The organism is Cognataquiflexum aquatile (assembly GCF_003316845.1).
GTDB lineage: Bacteria > Bacteroidota > Bacteroidia > Cytophagales > Cyclobacteriaceae > Cognataquiflexum > Cognataquiflexum aquatile.
Map to the genome: position 1 here is coordinate 692,548 of NZ_QMIK01000001.1, position 25,498 is coordinate 718,045.

A 25,498-nucleotide genomic window follows, 5' to 3' on the forward strand; every position below is an offset into this window, starting at 1 on the left:
ACCGTGCTGAATCTTCAATCACATACCTTCCGACACGGGGTTCATCCCCCGGAAAACAAAGAGGAGACAAATAAATTGCCCATCCGGCAGTTTCCTTTCTCTCCTCTGATCATCCTTCCCATGCAGCAGCATATCGGAGCTCCTTCGCGCATCATTGTGAAGGAAGGCCAGGAAGTGGTGAGGGGGCAACTTTTGGCAGAAGCCAATGGCTATATGTCCGTGCCGGTTCATGCTCCTGTTTCAGGAAAAATCAGAAAAATAGCCAAAGTCCCTGTCATATCCGGACAGATGACAGAAGGCATATACATCGAGACTTTCCACTTTTCGGGACAGGAAGTCATTGAAGGCGCTCCGATAGCCTTTGACAAAGCAAACCCCGAACAAATCCTCAAAGGCATCCAAGACGCCGGGATTGTGGGTTTGGGAGGTGCGGCATTTCCCACCCATGTCAAACTCAAAATCCCGGAAGGAAAGGTCTGCGACCATCTGATCATCAACGGCATCGAATGCGAGCCTTACCTGACCACTGACCACCGTGTCATGCTCGAGCAGGCCAATGATATCTACACAGGTATCCGCTATCTGATCAAAGCCACAGGGGCCAAAGAGGTCATCATTGGCATTGAAGGAAACAAGCAGGATGCTGCAGACCATTTGTCCAAACTCATTCCTGCAGACCTTCCTGTGAGGGTACAGGTAGTTCCTGTCAAATATCCCCAAGGGGCCGAAAAAATGCTGATCACTTCTTTGCTCGGCAAGGAAGTTCCTTCAGGAGGCCTACCGATAGATGTGAAAGCTGTCGTGGTCAACGTGGCCACCACTGCTGAGATTGGCAGGCTGCTGCCGCATGGTCAGGGAATCCAAGAGCGGGTGATTACGATCACCGGTCCGGGAGTGAAGAAAAAAGGCAATTACCTGATCCCCGTCGGAACACCTTTGCGGTATGTTCTCGAGCAGGTCGGCGCAGCCGAAAACATCAGTGAAGTCTATATGGGCGGTCCGATGATGGGCGTTGCTGTTTCCAACCTGGATATTTCCATTGTCAAAGGAACATCAGGTATTGTGGTTTTTGGGGAGGACAATATCCCGAAAACAGAAAAAATATTTCCCTGCATCAAGTGTGGGGCCTGTGTGGATGCCTGTCCCATTTCTTTGAATCCATCGAAATTGGGCATTTTGGCAAAGTCAGAAGGGTATGATACCATGGCCGAGGAATTCCATTTGATGGATTGCTTCGAATGCGGCTCCTGTTCCTTTGTCTGCCCGTCCAATATCCCGCTTGTACAGTATTTCAGGCTGTCCAAAGGGATCATCAGAAAACGCAACGCCGAAAAAACTGCCAAAGCCAATGTTTAGCAAAACCCTACATATCAGCACTTCTCCGCACATCCGACAAGGAATGAGTACGGATATGATCATGCGGAATGTGGTCTATGCCATGATGCCACTTGTCATATTTGCAGTAGTTTCATTTGGTTTGAATGCACTTTTGGTCATCATCACCGCAGTCGCTTCGAGCGTCTTGACAGAACATGCCCTTTGCCGTTGGTCAGGAAAATCCTCTACTGTTTCGGATTGGTCGGCAGTCATCACAGGCATTTTGCTGGGACTGACATTGCCCCCGATCTTTCCGCTTTGGATGACATTCCTCGGAGGGGTCGTTTCGATCGCAATAGGAAAGTTTGTATTTGGAGGATTGGGCAGCAATGCCTTCAATCCGGCTTTGGTCGGAAGGGCTTTTTTACAAGCCGCATTTCCGGTCGCCATCACAACTTGGCATCCCTCCTTTTTGGAAGGAAGATTCTACAGCATTTCAAAGTCAGTAGCCGCTTTCCCGTTTTCTACCCCTGTGGTAGATGGGATTTCGGGAGCTACTCCCCTATCGGCTTTCAAGTTTGACAAAGTCACAGCGGATACAGCAGACCTTGCTTTTGGATTCATCAGCGGATCCTCGGGAGAAACTTCTGCTGTCCTGATCATTCTCGGAGGAATCTATTTGGCAGTAAGGAAAATGATGAACTGGAGAATTCCCGTCGCCATTCTTACTACAGTATTTGTCTTAAGCGGAATACTTTATCTCATTGATAACCAGACCTATCCTTCACCTCAATTCATGCTCTTTTCCGGTGGATTGATGTTGGGTGCGGTCTTTATGGCAACGGATATGGTCGGTTCGCCGATCACTTCAAGAGGTGTGGTTATTTATGGCGCTTTTATCGGACTGATAGTCGTCGTCATACGGATTTGGGGCGGACTTCCCGAAGGTGTGATGTATGCCATCCTACTGGGAAATGCACTTACCCCACACATTGACAACCTGATCAGGCCAAGGGTTTACGGTACCAAAAAGACCAAATCATGAGCGCAAACAAAACCATATCGACCCAACCCAACCCCACCGAAGGCAGCAAGAAAATGCTGATCGCGATGGTAGGCATCGGGGTTATCTGTGCTTTGCTCATTGTCTTGAGTTATGAAGGCACCAAAGAAAGGATCGAAATCCTCAAGGCAGAAGCACTCGAAAAAGCAGTATTCAAAGTTGTGCCGGGGATCTCAAAGACAAGAATTTTTGAATTGACGGCAGAAGGAACATTCGTGCCCTCAGATGGAAAAGACAGGAGCAAGACCCTTGTCTATGCAGGTTATGACGATTCGGATGTCTTCAAAGGTATCGCCATCGAAGCAAGCGGACAGGGCTATGCAGACATCCTCCGTATCCTGTATGGCTATGACCCGGAGACGCAAACTGTGGTAGGATTTTATGTTTTGGAAAGTAAAGAAACGCCGGGATTGGGAGACAAAATCGAAAAGGATGAAACCTTCCTCGCCAATTTCAAAGCACTGACATTGGCACTAGCAGAAGATTTGAGTAAAATTCAAAACCCTGTCGTGCCTGTGAAATCAGGCATGAAGAAAAACCCATGGGAAGTGGAAGGCATCACGGGTGCCACCATTTCGTCCCGTGCCATCGGCAATATCATCGGCGAGAGTTCAGTAAAGATGATCCCACTGATTTATAGCCAAAAAGAGACTTTCAAATCGGCACCAAACCCCGAATCCAAATGACACCAACAAAAATCGCAGACTTGAAAGCTGTTCCCAGCACCACCGATGAATTCATCAAAGGGCTGTGGCGTGAAAATCCTGTCTTTGTGCAGGTTTTGGGGATGTGTCCGACATTGGCAGTTTCCAACTCCGCCATCAACGCACTTGCGATGGGATTGGCCACGGCTTTTGTATTGGTGATGTCAAACATCCTGATCTCCTCGCTCCGCAATTTTATCCCGAAGCAAGTCCGAATGGCCTCTTATATCCTGATTATCGCCACTTTCGTCACGATAGTAGAATATGGCATTCAGGCCATCAGCGTGGAATTACACAAGAATCTTGGGGCATTCATTTCTCTGATCGTCGTCAACTGTATCATCCTGAGCAGGGCTGAAGCCTTTGCCTCCAAAAATACCATCTGGAAATCGGCCATAGATGGCTTGGGAATGGGATTGGGATTTGTACTTGCCTTGTCCTGCCTTGGAGCTGTCCGGGAAATTTTGGGAAATGCCAGCATCTTCGGGATCACGGTTTTACCGGAATCCTTTCAGGAATGGATCATCATGATCCTTCCGGCAGGTGGCTTTTTCACTTTGGCCTTTTGGCTTTTCCTTTTCAATTATTTTAAACTTAAAAAAGCAAAAGCATGAAATCTGAATCCCTTTGGTACATTTTCATCAATGCGAGTCTGATCAACAACTTTGTGCTCGCCTATTTTCTCGGAATCTGTCCCTTTCTCGGAGTTTCGGGAAAAATGGAAACTGCCACAAAAATGGGCGCTGCCGTGACCTTCGTGATGATCATCAGTTCAATCTGTGCTTTTGGTATCAATAAGTTATTGACAGCCATCAATGCGCCTTTTCTATTGCTCATCAGCTACATCGTCGTCATTGCCGCCACTGTTCAGCTGGTGGAAATGGTCATCAAAAAAATGAGTCCGGCGCTCTTTCGTTCCTTGGGGATTTTCCTCCCTTTGATCACGACCAACTGCGCCATATTGGCCGTAGCGCTGTTTCAGACAGCCAAAGGATATAGTTTCTTCGGCAGTCTAGCCTTCGCATTTGGAGGGGGAATTGGTTTTACCCTTGCTCTGATCCTAATGGCGGGAATCAGGGAGCAACTTGATTTTGCCGATGTGCCAAAAGTCGTCAGAGGTACCGTGATCACTTTGCTGATCGCGGGGATCTTGTCATTGACATTTATGGGATTTTCGGGATTGGGATCTTAGGGTTCAGTTAGCTGTATTCAGTTAGTAGTGGTCAGTAAATGGTAAGAAGTAGAAGGTAAAAAGTAAAAGGTAAAAAGGGGGAAGTGGGAAGTAACGAGTGGTCAGTAAATGGTAAGAAGTAAAAGGTAAAAAGTGGGAAGTAAGAAGTGGGAAGTTTGACCGATGTCAGATGACCGATGAAGGTAAGAAGTAGACAGTAAAAAGGACAGTAAGCAAATACAAAAATGGAAACAGTTTGGAGTTTTGTGATCGGGATTTTGGGATTGGTGGGGATGATGCTGCTTTGGGTGTTGGTCCAATCCCATTGGCGAAAAACCTTCTCTGAAAACATCTCAGATGAAGATGTCCTCGCAGAAAGAAGAAGCTGCGGCAATTGTGGCTGTGTGAAGGTGTGTGAGAGGAAGAGTAAACAGTGATCAGTAGGCAGTTTGCAATTTCTCAGTCCTCGGTCGACAGTCGACAGTCCACGGTGATCAGTAAGCAGTTTTCAGTAGGCAGTGGGTAGTATTCAGTGGGCAGTTTTCAGTCCACGGTCCATGGTCGACGGTCGACGGTAGTGTAGTGTTCAGTGGTCAGTTTACTGCGGTCAGTTTACAGTGGTCAGTATTCAGGGGACAGTCGACAGAGAATAATTGAAAGTAGATAAAAAGAATAAGAATTGAAGAAAACGGGCAGTGGACAATGGACTGTCGACCGTTGACAAATAACCATTAACCAAAAAATAAATGACTTTGGTCTGTGGACTATGGACTAACGTCAATAAACCATAATAACGGGCTGTGGACTATGGACTATGGACCGTGGACTTTCATTCAATAAGAGCAAACTAAATAGTAAAAACCAAACTTCTAAATAGCACAACAATGACCTACTTATCAGATCTCAATACAAAAACGCAATACAAAGCCAAAGTCAGGAAAACCAAGCGCCTGACTCCTGCCAATACAGAGGAAATCCGTGAAATCATGCTTGAGGTGGAGGATCCTGAATTCCAATGTCAGGTTGACCAAAGCTTTGGCGTGCTCGTGAAGCATGCCAGCGAATTTGGAAATGAATACCACCACCGCCTCTACTCTGTGGCCGATATTCCTTCCAAAAAAGATGGTAAAACACAACTCACCATGTTGGTCAAAAGATGCTCCTATGTGGATGACTTCAACGGCGAACTGTACCAAGGCGTAGGCTCTAGCTACCTCTGTGATAGGGAAGTTGGCGATTTCATCACCGTGACAGGGCCTTTTGAACTGCCATTCAAAATCCCTGCAGACAAAAATGCCAACCTGATCCTGATCGGAATGGGAACCGGCATTGCACCGTTCAGGGCTTTTGTGAAGCATATTTATGCAGATGTGAAAGACTGGAAAGGAAAGATCCGATTGTTCTACGGCGCAAAAAGCGGTTTGGAACTCCTGTACCTCAATGACAAAGATGGCGACCTGACGAGCTACTATGATGAAGCCACTTTCGAAGCCTTCAGTGCTTTGAGCCCAAGGCCACATTGGGAAGATCCTATCTCCTTGGATGCAGCGATCGAGGAAAGGGCTGAAGAGGTTTTGGAAATGCTCTCCTACAGCAATACCTACATCTACATCGCAGGATATGAAAAAGTCAAAGAAAACCTCAACAAGGCTTTTATCAATATCATGGGTTCAAAGGAAAAGTGGGAAAACAGAAAAGCAGAGCTGATCGCAGGGAAGAAGTGGGCGGAGGTGATCTACTAATGAGGTGAATCTGAAAATGAGTCCACGGTCCACGGTCGACAGACCACAGTGGATTAGTTGAAAGTAGATAATAGATATTAATTGATATTGGATATTAAGGGATATTCTACAGGAAGACAGGAGACGGAAGACGGAAGTTTGGTGGTATTTAGTCCACGGTCAACAGTCAATAGTCCACGGCTGGATTGGCCAAAAGTATATAATAGATACTAATGGATATTGGATATTTATGGATATTAAATAAATGGGGCATCATCCCAAATTCCTTATTCTGAATTAGATATTAATGGATATTGGATATTGATGGATGCTTGATAAGCGAAACTTTCATCTGATATCCCCTATTCTATGCTTCTGACGCTTGATATTAAGAACAAGAATTGAAGTCCAAATGATGCGGCCATGGACCGTGGACTATGGACCGTGGACCTTTTCCCAATAACCATTAACAAATAACCACACACCAAATGACCATCATAACAGCCTTACTCGCACTCGGCGGACTGACGCTTCTCTTGGCACTGATGCTGATCGTGGCCAATACCAAACTCTATGTCTATGAGGATCCAAGGGTAGATGAGGTCGAAAGCATGCTTCCCCACGCCAACTGCGGTGCCTGCGGGTATCCTGGATGCCGGCCTTTTGCGGAAGCCTTGGTCAAAGGAGATATGCTACCAGGAAAATGTACCGTCAGCAGTGAAGATGGCCGAAAAGCCATTGCTTCCTACCTCGGCGTAGATGCAGGTGCGGAAGAAAAACGGGTGGCAAGATTGGCTTGTGCGGGCGGTATCAATGTCGCCGTCAACCGTGCCAAATATGAAGGTCTGTCAAGTTGCCGGGGTGCAGCCCTGATTTCGGGCGGTGGCAAGGGATGTTCCTGGGGTTGTCTCGGACATGGAGACTGCGAGACGGTCTGCGATTTTGATGCGATATCGATGAATGAATTTGGGCTTCCCGTGGTCGACGAAGCCAAGTGTACCGCCTGCGGAGACTGTGTGGAAGTGTGTCCCAAGGACCTTTTTTCACTCCATCCCATCAGCCAAAGGCTTTGGGTGGCCTGCAAAAGTCAGGAAGCAGGCGACGGCGTTCTCGAAGACTGCGAAGTCGGCTGTACCGCCTGCGGCAAATGCGCCATGGATGCACCCGATCTCATTACCATGAAGTACAACCTTCCGGTAATCAACTATTCCGGAAGACATCAGACACAGCTTCCCATCCAACGCTGCCCTACCGGTGCCATCGTATGGTTGGATGAAAAAGCAGGTCCCATCAAAGGCCCCGAAGCCAAAAAGATTATACGGAAGGGGAAATTGAGAATGGGGGAAAGTTGAGTTATTTCATGGTAGATTCGAATTTGTCAATTCGCCATGGTCAGTGTCGTCACTGACCATTTTTATGCCATACTGAGATCACTGTATATTTTAGCACAACTTGTCCTGCTTCTGCATAAGTTCAATTAGATTTTTTTGTGGGCATAGGAAATCGATCCCAAAATTTTACAGCTACTTTTTTTCTTAGCAAAAAAAGTAGCCAAAAAAGCCAAGACGGCGGAATCCTATCCACGCACAAGGCCGGGGCCGGCCCGGTCCGCCGTCATTCCTCCCCGAATTGAACAAATGAGGTTCAGTTTTAATAAGAAAATTCCGAAATTAGTCGGTACGTGCAACGAAACGGATACCCATAATAATTTAAAACAATGGGAAGAATTAAAAAGGAATTATTATGGAAACTAAAGAACAGCTGAAAGACGAGCGGGATAGAATAGTAAAAGGCCTAGAAGAAACCTATAGAAGGCTTATCGAATTTAAAAAGCAAAAGAACAGTCCGATGATTGTGGTTAGGAATGGTAAAATTGTAGCCGTTGACCCAAATGAAATAATGCCAACAGTATTATATAAGCGTAATGGTGGGATTAACGGCTAAAAATAGCGCATTTTATTTTTTAATTCACTTGTCCTTGAGAAGGATGAAAAAGCAGGTCCCATAGCCAAAAAATCATACGGTTATAAATTCTCCCTAACCTCAAGGGCTCATCAGCGTGGCCCCAGAAGTAACTCAAGGGTAACTCAGACACGGAGTATCCCTACCTCAGACACGGAGTATCCCTAGCTAGGACACGGAGTATCGGTAAGGGAAGGGTTACGGAAGGTATACTTAAGTATAGGGGAAGGATAACGTTGCTATAGATGGGGAGAGTCGTTGGGTGGGCTTGAATGATTCTTATTCTCCCCTACCGGTGCCATCTTATGGCTGGATGAAAAAGCAGGTCCAATAAGCCAAAAAAAGCATCCGTAAGGGCAAGCTGAAATTAGGGGAATTTAGGCTCAATTCAAACTGGAAATTTTAAAGTCCTCAATTTTATCCAGAATTAAAGTCTAACTTTAAAGATATGTACTTGTTGAAAACCATCTTTTTTATTTTATGTATCGTAGTGACAATGCCAAAGATCCAGGCACAGCATCACATCAAATTCCCCGATTATACTAAATCTTTACTATTGGAGTCAAAAGTTGATACAACAGCCAATGTTAACTTTGCCGACTTTGATGGCGACGGTCATCTTGATATTCTTTTGGTAAAAGGAAGGCATTGGCCCATAATTGACAAGGTTCTTCTTGGAAACGGGCGGGGTGAAATAAAAAACGCTTATGATCTTAGTGATATAGCAGACCGGTCATATACCGGTGGTGTGGCTGATTTCAATGGGGATGGATTTCAGGATATTGCTGTAAGCAATGATTCCCCAAATCGAAAATTGGTTTACTTCAATGATGGGAAAGGTAATTTTACAATAGGATCTGAATTTGGTCTTCCTAAATGGCCAACACGGAATTTATCCATCGCCGATATCAACAAAGATGGATTGCCTGATATTATTTTGGCAAACAGAGGTAATTCTTCAAGCTCAAATTACATCTGCCTAAACAAAGGAAAAGGACAGTTTGATGCAGATTGTATCTCATTTGCTCCTTATCCTTCCACCACCATAACTCCTTTTGATCTGAATCATGATGGATATATTGATTTGATCGTCCCTCATCGAAACGGTGGTCAGAGTTATGTATATCTTGGAAGTTCGGATATGACTTATTCGGACAACCAACGCATTCCATTTGGAACATCGGATGCAACCATCCGTGTAGCTGCTGCTGAAGATTTTGATGGTGATGGTATACTAGATATCGTAGCTATAGACGAAAACAAAGGAGTAACGCTCTATCTTGGTCAAAGAGGTCAAACTTTTTCTGCAGGTGTTTCTATAGCTGATTCAAAAGTCATTCCCTACGCATTAGCGGTTTCGGATATGAATAATGATGGAAAAATTGATATCATCGTGGGACATGTAGGAGCGCCATCTATAGTGTTTTTTAATGATGGGACAGCTCGAAAATTTACATCCATTCCCTTTGGTGATTCAATGGGTACAGTATATGGATTGGCAGTCGGTGATTTTAATGAAGACGGAATGCCGGACATCGCTGCTGCACGGTCAGAGGCTCCAAGTGTATTATATTTTGGTAACATACTATCAAAATAAAGCTTTAGCCAATTGGGAATTTAGGCCCGATCCAAACTGGAAATTTTATAAATCCTTATTTTTCCCAACGAATTTTTTCAATCCAAATTTAGGTCAATGGATTGGTTTTATAGGTTTTTAGTTATATGTTTAGGGAGGTTAAAACCCTGTATGATTTGGATTAAATAGGTTTATTAAAATTTAAAAACGCTTAAACTAAATAAATGGCAGATAACAGACCAGACTTTTCCAAGTATTTGGCACATTTCACAACCGCAAGAAAGCCTGTTGCTGCTGATAAAGGAAATCCAGCAGTTTCAGTTTCAAAAGGAAAGGATGCTTATCAAAGACTTATATCTATTTTAGATCAAAAAAAAATTGTTGCCTCAAATTTACCTTGGACAGGTAGGCAAGCAGTATGTTTTACAGAATGTCCTTGGTCGAGCCTTATTGATCATTCCAAAGCATATTCGCCTTATGGAATTGGTTTCAGTAAACCTTTCATTTTTGGTACCGGAGGTGGGCCTGCCTATTACGTTCGAAAAGACCATTGGGACAAACAAGAATGGGATAACCATATACAAACTTTTGTTACTCCATTTTGGCCTATCTATAGGACAAAAAAGCAAAAAGATAATATTAAATTTTCTACGGTTGACTATACCCACGAACGTGAATGGAGAGTTCCTCACGACCTCGTCTTTGAATATAACCAGATTGAATTTATAGTTGTGAAAAACTATGAAGACATGGCTAAATTTCCACAAAACCTAAAAGATGCAATTGGACGTGAAAAATTTATAATAATGGAAATTTACACGAATATTGAAAAATTATGGCCTGTTCATAATTTAGGTCAGTGATTAGATAAATACCCCCTAATCGGTGTATTATAGCGATTAATGGTGGGACTGGGTGGTGGTTTGTAATTCCACACCCCTAGGTATAGAATAACGTTTGGTTTGTTTGGACTGGGTGGGATTTGTAATTCCACCCCACTCTGGAATCATTTAAGCATTGAAACCAAAGAATAAGATAAATATTCTCAACAATAGAAATCAGTCTACTTTAAATTAACTGTTCGTTGTTAAAGCGAAACGATTATTTATAAACTCACTTCTACATCCTTTGGATTTTTGTGCTTATTTGGAAAATTAATAATAAGAGATGAAGCCTTTGAAATTGAAGTTTAAAATACAATTACATAATCATGAAAATGAAACCCCCAACCAAATTAAGGGACCAGGGTTTCATCGATTTTTACCCAATGGTAGGTATGATAGAATTGAGTGTAAATTATCAAAACTCAATGGCAAAATATCATTTTGGTTTGAACAGCGAGGTGTTTTGTATGAAAATTTCATTAGGTATGATCCAGAAAAAAAACTTAAAGAAAAGCAAGTTATATCTAGACAAGGGATTCTCGATGGTGGGGAACTTTTTGGCGAATTAGAATTGCTCAATCTTTCGGAAAATGTATATGCAGCACTATCAAATAATAGTTTTGGAAATCATGACTATATATCTTTAGGAAAAAAGGTGGTAAATGAAATTACTGAACATTCAATTCTTTTCATAAACATACTAAGAAATGTTTTCAAACAATATTGGATTAGCGAATTAGAAGTTTGGGATTCTCAATCAAAATCATTAGGAGCTTACTGTAAATGGAATTTGTCTTTGAAATTTTCATTAAACAATGGTAGAACTTGGTCAGAATTTATCCCAGATGCTGAAAAACATATTTTAAAATTTGATTCTCAGATATCATTTAATTATTCAGGTTTTATTTCAAAGAGTGATTGGCTTTTAATTAAAAAACTTTTTCTAGCAGGCTATGAAACCTCGATAGCTTCTGTTTTTATTTCTAAAGCCCACGAAACCTGCCAAAATGGAGATCTTAAAAATGCTTTCATCGGAGCCGTGACAGCTCTTGAGATTGCACTTGAGCAGAAAATTAAAAAAAATCCGAATCTCAGTAAAATAGTTTTAGAAAGTATCCAAAGCTTTAAATCGTTACCTCTAAAAAGTCAGTTTGGAATCTTTGCTTTAGAGCTAAAAAGTTTGGAATCTTCAGAAATCGAAACGTCAATTCAGGCTATCAATATTAGGAATAAAGTTGTCCATGATGGATATGTACCTTTAAAATCAGAGACTTTAATTCTCTATTCACTTTTAACCTCCATATCAAAAATAATTGGTGAACCTGTAACCAAGTTCCCCTCAAATAAAGGTCAAAATGCAATTCAGAGCATTGATAATTGGGAAAAAAAAGATGACCTCTGCTAGGGCTAACATAGCTTCTTGTGCTACCACTTGGTGGATGTCTATAGCTATCGGCATGTAATTCCACCCTAAAGGTGCCATCGTTTGGTTGGATGAAAAAGCAGGCCCCGCCTAGGTGTAATTTAACGTTTGATGCTACGACTGGGTGGGATTTGTAATTCCACCCTTTTATCCTTCCAATTTGTAATTGGATTCAAAAAAGAAAGCTATAATCGAAAAATAATTTTTGGTTAATTGAAATGCAAATTCTTATGCTCAGAACCATCCTAATTCCCGTTGCTTTTTAAATTGAAATATTGATAATTAATCCTCAGATTTTATGATCGAATTAGAGCAATCAATTGAAAATACACTAGAGACTTCTGATTTATCAGAAATAAATATCGATCTAGCTGAAGTAACATTAGATTTATTTTTGAATGATGGTGTTTTAAAAGATTTACCTATTGTTAGCTCAATAATGGGTTTTGTTTAAATGGGGATAAAAACCCAAGAATGGCTATTTTTAAAAAAAATACTAAAATTTTTTACTCAATTAGATTCAACTACAAAAAAAGAAAGGTCAGATTTTATTTCAAAGGTTGAAAGAAATGAGATATATAATAAAAAGGTGGGATTAGCTATCTTGTTAATACTCGATAAGTTGGAAGACCTTGAAAAGCCTGAAATTATTGGAAAGTTGTTTGCAGCTAGTGTAAAAGGTGAAATTGATTACCAAATGTTCTTACGGTTATCTTACCTAGTGCAAAAACTCTTTATTCCTGATTTAAATTATTTGAGGAAAATTAATGAAGGTTCTGAAGTTGATTTTGAGAAGCAAGAAGAACTATATCTATCCGGATTTATGCTTACTTTAGAATCAGATGGGGTAAATTTTGATGGTAGAAGTGACCTGGGTATCAGCCCTTATACAAAGATTCTTTTAAGTATAATTGATAAAAAATAAACATCCACGGTGGATAGATCATTTGATGAAGGATTCGTGAATTTCCAAATCCAAGATCACATTCAGACTTTTTAAGGATTCCAAATTTCTTTTTCAATAGCCCCCAGCCTGCGTGGAAACTCAATGATTGTCCCCTTCTCTGTTTATTTGATAGCTTAAGGGTTCCCGTAATCCAAAAACTGGCTGCCATCAATTTTTTAACGTTAAAACCCAACACAGATCTTCCGCTTTTTACCTATCTTGAACATTTTATTGAATTCCTTCACCTGCACTGCGTTAACATCCCGATCCATTATGCTCAATTCTAAAAGAACAAGAAAGCTAAAATGAAAGAATCTATAAAACAATCAATTAAAGATACAAACATGCATTTTTCAATTGCGTGTTTATATGTTGATGGGGAATGTGACACGCATTTAAGAAAAAACGTGGAACCTGGATACTATTTTTTTAATGAATGGTGTGAGTTAAAAGACGGAAAAGTAAGTCTTTCAGAAATTAGACGTCCCGAAGAGAATTTTTTTGTTAGCAATATTAGTATTCAAGCTATAGTTGGCAAAAATGGAAGTGGAAAGAGTTCTATACTTGAATTAATGTACAGAATAATCAATAATCTTACGTTTCATCTTGTAAAAAAACAGAAAAGACGAGCAGCAGAAGTTTTATATCATATTGAAGGATTAAATGCAGATTTATATTTTGTTAAAGGAAACACACTAGGCTCAATAATTTGCAAAGGTGATTTTATTGGATTTTGTTTTGGCGATTATAAAATTTCATTCGGGAGTAAAAGATCTGATTTTTCAGATTTTACATTTCATGAGAATATTAAAAATGAAGAGCTAATTGAAATAGGCAAAATGTTTTTCTATTCAATAGTAACTAACTATTCCTTGCAATCATTTATAGATTTTGATTATAAAACGGAACGATCTACTAGATTTCAATCAAATGAGAAAAGTGGAATTGACTCTAGTGCAATTTGGATTAATAGTTTATTTCATAAGAACGATGGTTACTTAACTCCAATAGTACTTAATCCTTACAGGCATAATGGTACTATTGATTTAAGAAAAGAATACCAACTTACTAACTCCCGTTTATCGTCAATTCTAATAGAATCTAAACGAAATAAAAGAGAATTTATTGAAGGCTATCAATTAAACAGTATTGAATATAAATATGAGCCTTTAATTATTTTATCAAAGTTTAACTACGAAAAAAATAAGAATATAAATTTGGAGGACCTTATTTTAAAATTTTTAAACCTAGATAAGAGAAGTTTTACATCTATAATATTAAGAGAATATGGTTTGAAATCAAACCCATCAGAAGTTGAACCGCATATTGTTTCTAAGATCTATTTGGTGTACAAAACACTTAGCATTGCGTCTAAATATCCTAGTTTTAGTAGTTTTAATAGATTTGATAATATTAGTAAATTTGAAGATATTGCTGATGATAATGATGAAAGAGATTTAATTGCACTAGTAAAAGAAATAAAAAAATATAAGTCTCATATTACTTTAAAAATTAGACAAACCTTAAAATATCTTGATTGGTCGCATCAAAATCTCAGCACACCACTTCAACCAGATTTTGATTTTACCTATAATGAGTATGTTGAGAGATTGGTTTTAAATAAGCCACTAAAAGGACTTGATGAAATAACTGAACATTTACCGCCACCTTTTTTTAGCTTCAATATAAAATTAGAAAAGACTAACCTAGAAGATGGCAAACCTAATGTACCTATTTTATTCCAAAGAATGAGCTCTGGCGAAAGGCAGTTCATTTATACAATGAGTACTTTTGTTTACCACATCAAAAACATTTTATCAATTCAACAAAGTAACCGTGTTAGATATCGAAGTATAAACTTAATACTTGATGAAGTTGAATTATGCTTTCATCCCGAATACCAAAGGTTGTTTGTTGATAATTTGATAAGGACGATACAACGTCTAAAACTAAATACACATTGTTCATTTAATATTATAATTGCAACTCATTCGCCTTTTGTTTTATCAGATATCCCAATGTGTAATATATTGCACCTCAAAAATGGTATTGTACAAAGTAAAGAACAATTCAAGAATCCATTTGGCGCAAACATTAATGATATTCTTTATCAAAGTTTCTTTTTAGAAAACGGATTTATTGGTGAATATGCGCGAAAAAAAATATTAAAGGTTATTGAACAACTAAATAAACCCCTTCAATCAATAATTAATGAAAAGGAAAATATAAAAGAAACAATTTCATTCGTTGGTGAACCACTTATTCAAAAACAATTACAAAGCTTATACAATGAGAAATTTAATGAGCAAGATGAAAAAGATATTGTTATTGAGAAATTAAGAAAAGAAATTGAACAATTACAAAAAAGATAATGAGAAGAATCTTTATAAGTTCTAATATTTTACAATTAGCAGAAGATTATAAAAATAATCTTTTTAAAAAGAGAAACGCTAACTTTAATAAACCTATTAACAGCGATGGGATTTCTGGCAATTTAATTGAATTGGAACATTTTCTTAGGTTTGATTGTGTTCTTCCATTGTATGCGGATTATGTGCAAACAATAATTGATAATTATTCTGAGATAATTACGCTTCAGCCAAATGATTTTCAAAAATACAACAATGATAATTTCAACTTAACTCAAGAAAATTTAGCCACCACAGTTACTCCACCAGCCGGAAATACAAGATTTGAGAGAAAGCAATTATATGATTTGATTTTGGACGCGATGCGTTATGATGCAGTACGCGACAAAGAGTATCTGTCATACATTAAAAAAATTGGAATTAAATCCTGCATATATTGCAATGCCCAATTTTCAATCACTACAGAAGCAACCAATGGTCGGCTTTCAGGTAAGTATGAACTAGATCATTTTTTCCCAAAATCAAAATATCCTTTTTTGTCAACCTCGTTTTTTAACCTATTACTGTGCTGTTCACATTGCAATAAAAGTAAATCTGATCGGACCGCATTATTTAATCTGTACGTTACCGAATATAATTTAATTGAGCCATTCTCTTTCTCACTAGATAAAAGGTCTATTTTGCGTTATTTACTTACGCAGAACGAAGCAGAATTGGTTATCATATTTAATAGCATAGACTTGAATCTAAAGGAAAACCACGAAGATTTTTTTCATATCACAGAATTATACAGTCAACACAAAGATATTGTTGAAGAAATAATCTGGAAATCTAGAATATATAACAAGAGCTATAAGGATAGTCTTTCTGGTTCCTTCACAAAACTATTTCCAAATACATCAAATTTCAATCGTTTTATTTTAGGTAACTATGATAATCCAAAAGAAATTCATAAACGACCTATGTCAAAATTAGCACAGGATATTGGAAGACAATTAGGTGTAATTTGATAAAGAAAGAACGAGGGCATAACAGCACTTGCCATGCTGGAGAAAATGATGGGAGCGGGATATAAATTACTAGGATGTTTTTTAGGAGGACCATATTTAAGTAATTTTAAATATTTCAACCCCCATCTGAGTGTAGTATAGCGTCTTATGCTACGACTGGGTGGAATTTGCATACCCAGAGTTGGGTGTAGTCAAACTTTTGATGTTACGACCGGGTAAATTCCGTACAGCAGTCGGAAGTAATTCCACCCTTCTCATTTTACTTTTTCCATTCCTCAACTCCCTCAAAATTTCCAACAGAAGCCTCAAAATAGTAACAGTTATTGTCCATTCCCTGCAAATGACGGGTAAATGACGGGTAAAAGCGGCGTCATTTGATTTCATACCGCTCGTTAAACGTGTAACATTGCGATGAGAACAAATTGGTTTGCAACTTCCGGAAAATGGTCGACGACTGACAACATTCCACCAGAAACAACCTATTGACAGCCTTGCCGGCAGGAGCCATTTCCATCGCATCATCAAATTCTCTCAATTGTATCCTTTTAAATAAATTCTGATTTATGAAAATGAAAATAGCAGGTGTAATCATATTGCTTATAATAGCAGCTCTACTCTTTTTGGGTTCACGCACACCCAGCTTATCTGTCAATCACGGGAAAATGGATACCCGCCTATTTTTGGGTGACGGTGCCAACCAACCTCTGATCGTTGCCTTTGGTGGAGGCTCAGGAGGAAACGACTGGGAACGAAATTATTTAAAGGGTAAACGTGATTCTTTAGTTTCACAAGGTTTTGCTGTGCTGGCAATTGGATATTTTAATACAGAAAACTCCCCCGGATCATTGGATCGCATTTCACTCAACGCTATTGCAGATACGATTATGAGTATTGCCGGACGTACCGCACAACTTGACACGGGCCGCATCATACTGATGGGTGCTTCCAAAGGAGGCGAATTGGTGTTGAATCTTGCCAGTCGGTACCCTCGCTTCAAAGGCGTGATTGCACTTTCAACTTCCAATGTAAGTTTTCCCGCCCATACTGTATCTGCAAATACGTCCTCGTGGATGTACAATGACAAGGAAGTAAATTATGTACCTGCTCAGTTCAAAACAATATGGCCTGCTTTAAAGGGAGATTTGCATGGCGCTTTTTCAATGATGTTAGAAGACACAGAGGCAGTTTCCCAAGCTGAAATTGAAGTCGAGAAAATCAACGGACCGATTCTGATTATTTCTGCTGATCAGGATGAGCAATGGCCTGCGACAAAAATGTCTGAACAGCTTGTGGAGCGATTGGGGCGAAAAAACTTTGGACACCCATTTGAGCATATTATAGTAAAGGGTGGGCACATCGAGCCACTCAATCACTTTGATAAGGTATATGCGTTTCTGGATAAGATAAAGTAGATGAATATCAGACTATGAAAAAAATACTCCTTCCTGTTTTAATTACCGTGCTGCTCATGCTCCTATGGGCCGGTATTGTAATTTTTGGCACTATTGACGGTTGGTTTCATCAACCCATCGCCAAATCAAATACATCTCAATCCTTTCTTGAAGCCGTTGATAATGAACTTGATAAACAATTCGTAGGGAATTTTGCAATGGCGATTATGAGCCGTGGAACCGTTGAACAAGAGAAATTTCATTCAGTGGGAAAATCCGTTGACAGAAATTCGGTTTTTCAGGTTTCGTCATTAAGCAAGTGGGTATCTGCTTTTGGAATCATGAAGCTGGTAGAAGATGGTAGGCTTGATTTAGATGCACCCGTAAACAAATTCCTTACAAGATGGCAATTACCACCGGGTAGTTTCAATAACGAAGAAGTGACTGTACGAAGACTGTTAAGTCATACGGCGGGACTTACCGACGGACTCGGCTATTCCGGTTTTGAAGCAGGCAGACCGGTACAATCCATTGAACAATCATTGACCAAAGCAGCCGATGCCGATAAGGGAATCAGTGGAGAAGTACGTGTTGGGATTCAGCCGGGCAGCGAGTTTAAATATTCGGGTGGTGGCTATACAATCCTCCAACTAGTGGTAGAAGAAGTGACCGGACAATCATTTGCTTCTTATATGAAGGAAGCAATATTTGATCCTTTAAATATGCTGCAATCTTCCTATACTTGGGAAGACTCATCAGACTATAAATTGGCAGAGTTTTATAACAGTGATGGAAGCAAAGCGGGGCATTACCGCTATACTTCTCTTGCCGCTACCTCATTGTATACTTCATTATCTGATATGGAATTATTCTTTCAGGCGCACCTTAAAGGTAAAAATAGCGAGCCGCCCGGGAGAAATGTGGTTAAGCCGGAGACCATAGAAAAAATGAGAGAACCTCATGGACAATCAATGGGAGTGGACATTTGGGGTCTGGGAACAGTGCTTTACGCAACCACTGAAGATAACGATTTCATCATAGGCCATGATGGAAAAAGTAATCCACCCATAAATACAGCGATACGATTAAATCCGGAAACAGGAGACGGGATCATCATTCTTGAAACCGGAAATCCTATAGTGGCTACAAAACTTGCCAGTGAGTGGGTATTCTGGAAAACCGGAAAAGTAGATACGTTCCTTTTTCCGATGTTAATAGACGGGATGGTTTGGATGATTACCATAGGATGGGCAATTATATTAGTTGTAACCATTGCCATTGGTATAGTGAGAAGGTTTAAAATGAAATAAGGATGGGTCCCATCTCCCCTGCTGGGTGTAGTATTACTTTTGGTCTGGATTGGGAGGATGCCGATAGCTATCGGTATGTAATCCCACCCTTCTATCCTTCCTTCCACGATAGCAATCGGGATGCAATTGGAATTCTTTCTTATTGTTCCAGCTTCTTGCCTACAACTTTTCAATTCAATTTCCAGCTTTTATTTCAAACCCATAAATGCGGTTTATAGAAATATGATGATAGTCTGAAACCAAATACAACTAAATTTATTACTTTTAGAAGGACTGAAAAAAAGATATTCTAAAAAAACAGCAGGGACTTTTTCAGAGTCTGAAGTAGGTAGCAATTGTAAATGACGACACAGTGAAACAGTCAATAATAATCATCTTGACTTTAGGACTTTTCTCTTGCAATTATGTAGAGAAGAGACAAAAAGCATTTGATGAGACAACAAGCCATAAAGACACTAAAATTCAAACACCCAATGACAGTTTAGTTTATTTCTTAGTAGACGACTATCCAGTTACAGATGAGATGTTAAAGGACAAGACCTTTAACAATTCGACTTACTTAAAACAAGTTGGAGAAGTTTATTCGTTAGAAAAAGCTTGGTTTACAAATGACAGACTGAAACAAACTTTAGTATTTCAGCTTTACACAGACTATCACAGAATGGAAACTTACCATTTTATGAACACTGACATACCAAGAAGCATTGTTGAGAAAATGGAATTAAGCATTGCTGAAGGCAAGTTTAAAAATATGTTTAATTCAGCGACAAGCGAACAAAAGATAAATTCATTTGATGGATTTATAAAATTAAGTGAGAAGATTGACGAAAATTATTTTCGGACACAAAAAGGTATAAAATTAGGTTCAGACAAAGAAGAGCTTATAAAACTGTATGACAAGCCCGACTCGACTTTAACAGAACAAGATTTTGAAGTTCTAAAATGGAGTTTTACCGGTGACTACAATCTGACCGGTGATTTCGCTTCGACAACACCAAATGATTTGAAGAAAAAAATGGTAGCCAAAGACAGTTTTGGGCATATTGTTACAGCTTACTTTAAAGACAATAAATTAGTAGGACAAATTATAGAGAATGACATACCATAAAGAAAAAACAACTGTATACAATGTATTTGCGTCAGACGGGTGTGTCTCGTACTGAAAAAGTTTACAGATTAGGCGACTAATTCATACTTCCCCAAGCTGCAAAACATTAATAAACAAAAAATGAGACTGATGAAAAATATTGGCATTTCTTTAACCTTGTTCTTTTTGAGTTTCAATATTCAAGCTCAAACAAATGATACTATTTGGTTAGATAAAAAGTGGAAAGAATCAATAAGAGATAGTGCAAATTATTATAGAATTACAAAATTTGACTCATTAAGCGAAAGGTTTATTGTAAAAGATTACTACAAAAACGGTGATTTACAAATGCATGGTAGTTATATCTCGCTGTCGCCTAAGGTTATGGATGGTACTTTCACTTGGTACTATCCGGATAAAAAAATTAAACATAGATATGTTGAGGATAAACTTTTTAGAATTATTGAATGGAATTCAAAAGGTGAAGTAATTCGTGATGAAGAAAACAAAACAATGGTGAAAACAGTCGAATATGTTGATGGAGAGCCAATTTATGAAATAAAATTAATCGAATCTGCACCTGAGTTCCCCGGAGGATATGAAGAATTAGTGAAGTTTCTCTCAAAAAATCTTATTTATCCGGAAAAATCGAGAAAAAAGGGAATCCAAGGACAGGTAATTATTAAATTCGTTGTTGATAAAAATGGCGAAATTATTAATGAATCCATTTTTAAAAGTGTTGATCAATTGCTTGACAATGAAGCTTTAAGGGTAGTTAAAAAAATGCCAAAATGGAAGCCCGGAATACAAGATGGTAAACATGTTAATGTTTGGTGTCAATTACCAATTAAATTTACACTATAAAATTACGCTTGTTAATAAATAGTATAGCTAATTCAGATTTCAGCGATTCGCAATTATTTATAATTAATAAATAAAGTCGGGGTTATCAGAAAGTACCCACCTGGTCGTGAAGAAGGCCTGATTTTACGGTTGGGTGGAATTTGCCTACCCGGCACCTGGCCCAAGGCTAATTCCGATAGCTATCGGAACCAAAGGGATCATTTCAAAAAGCCTTGTCCTAACTTTTTTTCTTCCATCCAAGAGCCATCGGGATGCAATTGGAATTACCAAATTCAATCCCCCTCTTATACTTCCAATTAAAAATTGGATTTTTTATCCTGTAACCCGAACATAAAAGAGATTTCGGAAAATTTGAATTACAAATTCAGAAAAAATAAAAAGGTGTAGATAGTACCTACACGTAGCTGTAGAAATAAATCAATGAAACCGGTAAATTTTGAAAGAAGAATTGACTTGAACCTCTGTCTAAGTTTAGCAGTTCTTACCATGCCGCTAATCTTGAAAATCTATATCTTTAAAAATCCGGAGTAAATTTGAAGGATGCAGCTCCGAATACCATTCTCCAAACTATATCACCAAAAAGCCATTAACCCTTTATAGGAATGAAGAGAATATTGAAAATAGTGCTTTGGACCTTGGTCCTACTTCTGGTGGTAACGGGGAGCTTGGCATATTATGTAAGCAGACAGATGGGCAGTTTGGATTCCTTAGAAGACCGCAAGGCAAGGTTCTCCGGGCTGTCGTATTATGATGCAGATGCCGATGCATTTATAAGTCCGGAGACATTGCCTTATTATCCGGAACAGACCACCGGAGGCGATTCAGGTCCTGCGCGGTTTTTTAAAAGATCCCCAAATGCCCCTGAGTTTACGCTACCCAAAAAGACGGTTACCAAATCTGATTTTTCAGAAACCCCTTCGGATTTTGCTGCCTATTGGTTGGGGCACTCGACATTTATCCTGGAACTTGACGGGAAGCGGATCTTATTCGATCCGGTTTTCGAAAATGGAGGTCCCCTACCGTTTATTTTGAGAAGGTTTGATTCCTCTCCCATCAAAAGAGAGGAACTGCCTGAGATTGATATCGTGGTCATCACCCATGACCATTACGATCATTTGGAGGCGGCTACCATCAGATACCTGGCATCTATAAACACAGAATTTATCGTGCCCTTGGGTGTAGGAAGCAGGTTGGAAGGCTGGGGTATTCAGAAAAACAACATCAGCGAGTTGGGTTGGCATGAGGCCAAGACTGTTGGTTCTTTGCAAATCACTGCCCTTCCGGGAATCCACTACACGAGCAGGAGTTTTGATGATAGGAATAAAACCCTTTGGGCTTCTTTTGCCATTAAGGGTGATGAGAAAAACCTTTTTGTAAGTGGCGATACCGGCTACGGCACGCACCTGAAAGACTTAGGAGAAAAATACGGTCCTTTCGACCTGGCTTTTGTGGAAATAGATGGCTGGAACAAAGGATGGCCTTTGACCCACCTTTTTCCTGATCAGGCAGTTCAGTTATGTCAGGATATCAACACCCAAGTTATGTTTCCCATACATTGGGGCGTCTTTGATCTAGCCATGCACCCTTGGGATGAATCCATCAAAATGGTAGCTGAAATGGCGGCAGCTAAAAACCTCCAGTTGGTGACGCCCCTTATGGGTGAAAAAGTCATACCCGGCCTTAGCCCAACAAATCGTTGGTGGGAAATTCCAAAGGGGGGCAGCTAACTGGTCGAAAGGTGATTATGGTGTAGAATTTAATTGGATTCCGAACGCATCTTATCTTCAATATTTTTCAGGTTCAATAAAAATATTTTGTTTAAAGATATATATTTATTGTTTTTCAATAAATATTTATTATGTTTGTGACATCAATTTAAACTTTAACCAAAATGTCAAAAAACAGCAACTTCGTATTCATCGTCCTCCATATAGTAGCTTGGATGATTTTCGTTGGCCTGTGTATAGAGGCCGGCGCATTGATTGTAAATTTTGTTTACAGTCTCTTCAAGCCTGAAATTATCGCTTACCTGTATGAGAAACTGGACTTAAGTGACATGTATGCCCGCAGCAAATGGGCTTATTTCGGAATGTATTCTTTTATCATGGTCATCTCGGTTTTGAAGGCTATCATGTTCTATATCGTGATCAGATTGCTTATGAAGCTTGATCTCTCAAAGCCATTCAGCAGTTTTGTTTCAGAACAGATTACACTGATCAGCTACTTTACTTTTTCCATAGGAATATTGAGTTATATAGCCCGGCAAACGGCTAAAAACCTGCTGCATCGGGGATATGAAATCGACCAACTCGATAGGTTTTGGGTAGACAGTCAGGCTTTTATTTTGATGGCAGCGGTCATCTACGTCATTGCGACGATATTCAAAAAGGGAATTGAATTACAAAACGACCAAGACTTAACCGTATAAACCATGCCGATCATTGTGAATTTGGATGTAATGATGGCAAAGCGGAAAATGTCGCTCAATGAATTGTCAGAAAAAGTGGACCTGACACTTTCCAATCTCTCGATCTTAAAAACCGGGAAAGCGAAAGCCATACGTTTCAGTACTTTGGAAGCAATCTGCCATGCTTTGGACTGCCAACCGGGAGATATTCTGGAATTTGTGGAAGACAAATAAAATGTGACGACAGCAAATCAAAAGAGAATTTATCATCGTTTCGATAAATACTAAATTGAAATGAAAAGAATCATTAAAAATATCATCATTCAACTGGCAAGCAAGCCAAGGATTTTGTTTTTGGTGGATAGCGTGGGGGCATTGCTCACCACGCTTTCCTTGATTGTGGTCTTAAGAACTTTCCATGAATTGATCGGAATGCCCCTGTCGGTGTTGCCTTATCTTTCGATCCTATCTGCCTGTTTTTGTATTTATTCGGCTTCCTGCTTTCTCTTCTTAAAACAGAATTGGGTGCCGTTTATCCGGATAATTGGGATTGCCAATTTGCTCTATTGTGTCTTGACTTTGGGGCTTGTCCTAGTTTATTTTCCGCAGCTTACACCGTTTGGGATTGTGTACTTTTTGGGGGAAATAATGATAGTGGGTGTTCTTGTGTATATCGAACTCCATGTTGCGACGGCAATTAAGAGAAAAAGTGGAAGTCTCTAACAGCTAGACTGTCAATTCCACTTATTCATTTCAGATTTTTTTAAAGCTATCCAATTGCAAAAGTTTTCAGCTTCGGCTTGATAAATAGTGCAGGGATAGAATTGGAAATACCGCCAAAAAATTTATCTTTAAATAAAGAAAAACATCAGCATTCTTATTGATATCGATTCATTTTGAGTGGATATCGATATTTTTTTGTTTCACACATTGTTTCCTCACGATTTTAAAAAGATATCATGGCTGACCAAAAAGATTTAGATTATACCTATACCACTATCGATGAAATCTTCCGCCTCAGCATGGGAGAAACAGGAGATTACAGTGGCGCCAAATACGATGGTGATTTTTCGATGACCTTGGAAGAGGCCCAAAAAGCAAAGCACAAATTTATCGCCGACAGTCTGCATATCAAAAAGGGCAGCAAAGTCCTCGACATGGCCTGTGGTTGGGCGCCTTTTACTAGGTATATCACAGATGAAATAGGTGCGGTAAGCATCGGTTTGACGCTCTCACAGGGTCAGGCAAATGCATGTCAAAAGAATGGATATAATGTTTTGGTGAAAGATTGCCGTTATGTGAAGCCGGAGGACTTTGGGGTTTTTGACGCCATCACCTGTATCGGTGGACTGGAACATTTCTGTTCGGTGGAAGATTGGAAAGCGGGCAAGCAGGAACAGGTATATCGTGACTTTTTCAAAACGGTGTATGATTTGCTGCCTGTTGGGGGAAGGTATTACATGCAGACAATGGTATTCAGCAAGAATATGGTCGATTTTGAAGAAATGGATGTGAATGCAGAAAAAGGTTCTCCGGCCCATGTTATGGCCTTGATGGTAAAACAATTTCCCGGTTCATGGCTTCCCTACGGTCCCGAAATGGTGATCAATTGTGCCCTGCCTGGATTTAAATTGATTTCCAAAAGCAGCGGAAGACTGGATTATATTGAAACCATTACCCAATGGCGCAAAAAATTCAGAAAGTTTCATCCCAAAAAATATTGGCTCTATCTCTCGCTACTCCCGAGGTATTTTACGGATAAAGAATTCAGGCACTTGGTTGAAGTTTTCAAAATAAGTCCAAATAAGGTTTGTTTTGAAAAGGAGGTCATGGATCATTACCGGTTGGTATTTGAAAAAGTGTAGGTTTTTTTTTGAATCTATTTAAGCCCCGAAGTGGGCGAAATAACAATAGCCATGGGCAAGGTGCTTCTCTGAACTTCATACATACCCAAATTTTCATGCACTGTGGCCCATGGTAAAGAATGGGAACGATTAAGGGATTTCGGTCACGAATCTTCTAAAAAGGAGAACTCTCAATACCGAAATGGCTGGGATTAATTTACAAAGTAAGGACTTTTGGATTACAGCCCCGAAGCGGGCGCAATAACAATAGCCATGGGCAAGGTGCTTCATTGAATCCTTTACTTTGGAAAGTCTATTTGCACCGCAGCCCATGGTAAATTTTAAGGGCGATTGGTATTTCGGTCAAGAATCTTCTAAAAAGGAGAATTCTCAATACCGAAATGGCTGGGATTAATTTACCAAGTAAGGCCAATTGGATTACAACCCCG

The 25,498-nt window shown here is 39.5% G+C and carries 25 protein-coding genes; all 25 read left to right on the forward strand.

Annotation, left to right across the window (positions count from 1 at the left end):
* Nucleotides 1–3: 3 nt before the first annotated feature.
* The 25 genes from rsxC to DQW11_RS02940 all read left to right on the forward strand — a co-directional run bounded on the left by rsxC (nt 4) and on the right by DQW11_RS02940 (nt 25,070).
* Complete coding sequence (rsxC, locus tag DQW11_RS02815) at nt 4–1,356, forward strand: electron transport complex subunit RsxC (RefSeq protein ID WP_198669833.1); 1,353 nt, start codon at nt 4–6, stop codon at nt 1,354–1,356.
* The gene (locus DQW11_RS02820; RefSeq protein WP_113922479.1) at nt 1,349–2,362 is read left to right on the forward strand and encodes an RnfABCDGE type electron transport complex subunit D; all 1,014 of its coding nucleotides are present in this window, start codon (nt 1,349–1,351) and stop codon (nt 2,360–2,362) included. The genes rsxC and DQW11_RS02820 overlap by 8 nt, the downstream gene beginning before the upstream one ends.
* Nucleotides 2,359–3,066 (forward strand): FMN-binding protein, encoded by a 708-nt coding sequence (locus tag DQW11_RS02825; RefSeq protein WP_113922480.1) that lies wholly within the window; start codon nt 2,359–2,361, stop codon nt 3,064–3,066. Before DQW11_RS02820 ends, DQW11_RS02825 begins: the two co-directional genes overlap by 4 nt.
* Complete coding sequence (gene rsxE, locus DQW11_RS02830; RefSeq protein WP_113922481.1) at nt 3,063–3,698, forward strand: electron transport complex subunit RsxE; 636 nt, start codon at nt 3,063–3,065, stop codon at nt 3,696–3,698. Before DQW11_RS02825 ends, rsxE begins: the two co-directional genes overlap by 4 nt.
* Nucleotides 3,695–4,276, forward strand: coding sequence for an electron transport complex protein RnfA (locus tag DQW11_RS02835; RefSeq protein WP_113922482.1), 582 nt, complete (start codon nt 3,695–3,697; stop codon nt 4,274–4,276). The genes rsxE and DQW11_RS02835 overlap by 4 nt, the downstream gene beginning before the upstream one ends.
* Before the next feature lie 224 nt (nt 4,277–4,500).
* On the forward strand, nt 4,501–4,692 hold the full coding sequence (locus tag DQW11_RS22180; protein WP_157966011.1) for a hypothetical protein: 192 nt from the start codon (nt 4,501–4,503) through the stop codon (nt 4,690–4,692).
* A gap of 447 nt (nt 4,693–5,139) precedes the next feature.
* Nucleotides 5,140–5,997: a ferredoxin reductase domain-containing protein gene (locus DQW11_RS02845; RefSeq protein ID WP_113922484.1), complete on the forward strand. Its 858-nt coding sequence runs from the start codon at nt 5,140–5,142 to the stop codon at nt 5,995–5,997.
* Nucleotides 5,998–6,464: 467 nt separating this feature from the next.
* Nucleotides 6,465–7,328, forward strand: a complete 864-nt coding sequence (locus DQW11_RS02850; RefSeq protein ID WP_113922485.1) for an RnfABCDGE type electron transport complex subunit B — start codon at nt 6,465–6,467, stop codon at nt 7,326–7,328.
* A gap of 391 nt (nt 7,329–7,719) precedes the next feature.
* Nucleotides 7,720–7,920, forward strand: coding sequence for a hypothetical protein (locus tag DQW11_RS02855; RefSeq protein WP_113922486.1), 201 nt, complete (start codon nt 7,720–7,722; stop codon nt 7,918–7,920).
* Between the two features lie 514 nt (nt 7,921–8,434).
* A complete protein-coding gene (locus tag DQW11_RS02860; protein ID WP_157966012.1) occupies nt 8,435–9,535 on the forward strand; it encodes an FG-GAP repeat domain-containing protein in 1,101 nt (366 codons plus the stop codon).
* Between the two features lie 203 nt (nt 9,536–9,738).
* Nucleotides 9,739–10,377: an abortive infection system antitoxin AbiGi family protein gene (locus tag DQW11_RS02865; RefSeq protein WP_113922488.1), complete on the forward strand. Its 639-nt coding sequence runs from the start codon at nt 9,739–9,741 to the stop codon at nt 10,375–10,377.
* Between the two features lie 304 nt (nt 10,378–10,681).
* The gene (locus tag DQW11_RS02870; RefSeq protein WP_113922489.1) at nt 10,682–11,803 is read left to right on the forward strand and encodes a hypothetical protein; all 1,122 of its coding nucleotides are present in this window, start codon (nt 10,682–10,684) and stop codon (nt 11,801–11,803) included.
* 316 nt (nt 11,804–12,119) lie between these two features.
* Nucleotides 12,120–12,275 (forward strand): hypothetical protein, encoded by a 156-nt coding sequence (locus tag DQW11_RS22185; RefSeq protein WP_157966013.1) that lies wholly within the window; start codon nt 12,120–12,122, stop codon nt 12,273–12,275.
* The gene (locus DQW11_RS02875; protein ID WP_113922490.1) at nt 12,276–12,746 is read left to right on the forward strand and encodes a hypothetical protein; all 471 of its coding nucleotides are present in this window, start codon (nt 12,276–12,278) and stop codon (nt 12,744–12,746) included.
* Nucleotides 12,747–13,072: 326 nt separating this feature from the next.
* Entirely contained in the window at nt 13,073–15,139 is a 2,067-nt protein-coding gene (locus DQW11_RS02880) for an AAA family ATPase (protein ID WP_113922491.1), read from the forward strand.
* The gene (locus tag DQW11_RS02885) at nt 15,139–16,146 is read left to right on the forward strand and encodes an HNH endonuclease domain-containing protein (RefSeq protein WP_113922492.1); all 1,008 of its coding nucleotides are present in this window, start codon (nt 15,139–15,141) and stop codon (nt 16,144–16,146) included. Before DQW11_RS02880 ends, DQW11_RS02885 begins: the two co-directional genes overlap by 1 nt.
* 563 nt (nt 16,147–16,709) lie before the next feature.
* Complete coding sequence (locus DQW11_RS02895; protein WP_113922494.1) at nt 16,710–17,558, forward strand: alpha/beta hydrolase family protein; 849 nt, start codon at nt 16,710–16,712, stop codon at nt 17,556–17,558.
* 14 nt (nt 17,559–17,572) lie between these two features.
* Entirely contained in the window at nt 17,573–18,847 is a 1,275-nt protein-coding gene (locus tag DQW11_RS02900; protein WP_113922495.1) for a serine hydrolase domain-containing protein, read from the forward strand.
* A 376-nt stretch (nt 18,848–19,223) separates the two neighbouring features.
* Nucleotides 19,224–19,955, forward strand: a complete 732-nt coding sequence (locus DQW11_RS02905; RefSeq protein ID WP_157966014.1) for a hypothetical protein — start codon at nt 19,224–19,226, stop codon at nt 19,953–19,955.
* Nucleotides 19,956–20,084: 129 nt separating this feature from the next.
* Entirely contained in the window at nt 20,085–20,798 is a 714-nt protein-coding gene (locus DQW11_RS02910; protein WP_157966015.1) for an energy transducer TonB, read from the forward strand.
* Nucleotides 20,799–21,400: 602 nt separating this feature from the next.
* Complete coding sequence (locus DQW11_RS02920; RefSeq protein WP_113922499.1) at nt 21,401–22,525, forward strand: MBL fold metallo-hydrolase; 1,125 nt, start codon at nt 21,401–21,403, stop codon at nt 22,523–22,525.
* A 164-nt stretch (nt 22,526–22,689) separates the two neighbouring features.
* A complete protein-coding gene (locus tag DQW11_RS02925; RefSeq protein WP_113922500.1) occupies nt 22,690–23,226 on the forward strand; it encodes a DUF2975 domain-containing protein in 537 nt (178 codons plus the stop codon).
* A gap of 3 nt (nt 23,227–23,229) precedes the next feature.
* Nucleotides 23,230–23,439 carry a helix-turn-helix domain-containing protein gene (locus tag DQW11_RS02930; protein WP_113922501.1) on the forward strand — a complete coding sequence of 70 codons (210 nt, stop codon included), beginning with the start codon at nt 23,230–23,232 and terminating at the stop codon, nt 23,437–23,439.
* Nucleotides 23,440–23,499: 60 nt separating this feature from the next.
* Nucleotides 23,500–23,928 (forward strand): hypothetical protein, encoded by a 429-nt coding sequence (locus DQW11_RS02935; protein ID WP_113922502.1) that lies wholly within the window; start codon nt 23,500–23,502, stop codon nt 23,926–23,928.
* Nucleotides 23,929–24,164: 236 nt separating this feature from the next.
* Nucleotides 24,165–25,070, forward strand: coding sequence for a class I SAM-dependent methyltransferase (locus tag DQW11_RS02940; RefSeq protein ID WP_113922503.1), 906 nt, complete (start codon nt 24,165–24,167; stop codon nt 25,068–25,070).
* Nucleotides 25,071–25,498 lie beyond the last annotated feature (428 nt).

Bases quoted from the DNA above. Each gene is read 5' to 3' on its own strand.
- DQW11_RS02885 (WP_113922492.1), top strand. From the start codon at position 15,139: ATGAGAAGAATCTTTATAAGTTCTAATATTTTACAATTAGCAGAAGAT.
- DQW11_RS02900 (WP_113922495.1), top strand. From the start codon at position 17,573: ATGAAAAAAATACTCCTTCCTGTTTTAATTACCGTGCTGCTCATGCTC.
- DQW11_RS02880 (WP_113922491.1), top strand. From the start codon at position 13,073: ATGAAAGAATCTATAAAACAATCAATTAAAGATACAAACATGCATTTT.
- DQW11_RS02920 (WP_113922499.1), top strand. From the start codon at position 21,401: ATGAAGAGAATATTGAAAATAGTGCTTTGGACCTTGGTCCTACTTCTG.
- DQW11_RS02940 (WP_113922503.1), top strand. From the start codon at position 24,165: ATGGCTGACCAAAAAGATTTAGATTATACCTATACCACTATCGATGAA.
- DQW11_RS02865 (WP_113922488.1), top strand. From the start codon at position 9,739: ATGGCAGATAACAGACCAGACTTTTCCAAGTATTTGGCACATTTCACA.
- DQW11_RS22185 (WP_157966013.1), top strand. From the start codon at position 12,120: ATGATCGAATTAGAGCAATCAATTGAAAATACACTAGAGACTTCTGAT.
- DQW11_RS02845 (WP_113922484.1), top strand. From the start codon at position 5,140: ATGACCTACTTATCAGATCTCAATACAAAAACGCAATACAAAGCCAAA.
- rsxE (WP_113922481.1), top strand. From the start codon at position 3,063: ATGACACCAACAAAAATCGCAGACTTGAAAGCTGTTCCCAGCACCACC.
- DQW11_RS02910 (WP_157966015.1), top strand. From the start codon at position 20,085: ATGAAAAATATTGGCATTTCTTTAACCTTGTTCTTTTTGAGTTTCAAT.
- DQW11_RS02895 (WP_113922494.1), top strand. From the start codon at position 16,710: ATGAAAATGAAAATAGCAGGTGTAATCATATTGCTTATAATAGCAGCT.
- DQW11_RS02935 (WP_113922502.1), top strand. From the start codon at position 23,500: ATGAAAAGAATCATTAAAAATATCATCATTCAACTGGCAAGCAAGCCA.
- DQW11_RS02820 (WP_113922479.1), top strand. From the start codon at position 1,349: ATGTTTAGCAAAACCCTACATATCAGCACTTCTCCGCACATCCGACAA.
- DQW11_RS02925 (WP_113922500.1), top strand. From the start codon at position 22,690: ATGTCAAAAAACAGCAACTTCGTATTCATCGTCCTCCATATAGTAGCT.
- DQW11_RS02850 (WP_113922485.1), top strand. From the start codon at position 6,465: ATGACCATCATAACAGCCTTACTCGCACTCGGCGGACTGACGCTTCTC.
- DQW11_RS02825 (WP_113922480.1), top strand. From the start codon at position 2,359: ATGAGCGCAAACAAAACCATATCGACCCAACCCAACCCCACCGAAGGC.
- DQW11_RS02870 (WP_113922489.1), top strand. From the start codon at position 10,682: ATGAAGCCTTTGAAATTGAAGTTTAAAATACAATTACATAATCATGAA.
- DQW11_RS02835 (WP_113922482.1), top strand. From the start codon at position 3,695: ATGAAATCTGAATCCCTTTGGTACATTTTCATCAATGCGAGTCTGATC.
- DQW11_RS02855 (WP_113922486.1), top strand. From the start codon at position 7,720: ATGGAAACTAAAGAACAGCTGAAAGACGAGCGGGATAGAATAGTAAAA.
- DQW11_RS22180 (WP_157966011.1), top strand. From the start codon at position 4,501: ATGGAAACAGTTTGGAGTTTTGTGATCGGGATTTTGGGATTGGTGGGG.
- DQW11_RS02930 (WP_113922501.1), top strand. From the start codon at position 23,230: ATGCCGATCATTGTGAATTTGGATGTAATGATGGCAAAGCGGAAAATG.
- DQW11_RS02860 (WP_157966012.1), top strand. From the start codon at position 8,435: ATGCCAAAGATCCAGGCACAGCATCACATCAAATTCCCCGATTATACT.
- DQW11_RS02875 (WP_113922490.1), top strand. From the start codon at position 12,276: ATGGGGATAAAAACCCAAGAATGGCTATTTTTAAAAAAAATACTAAAA.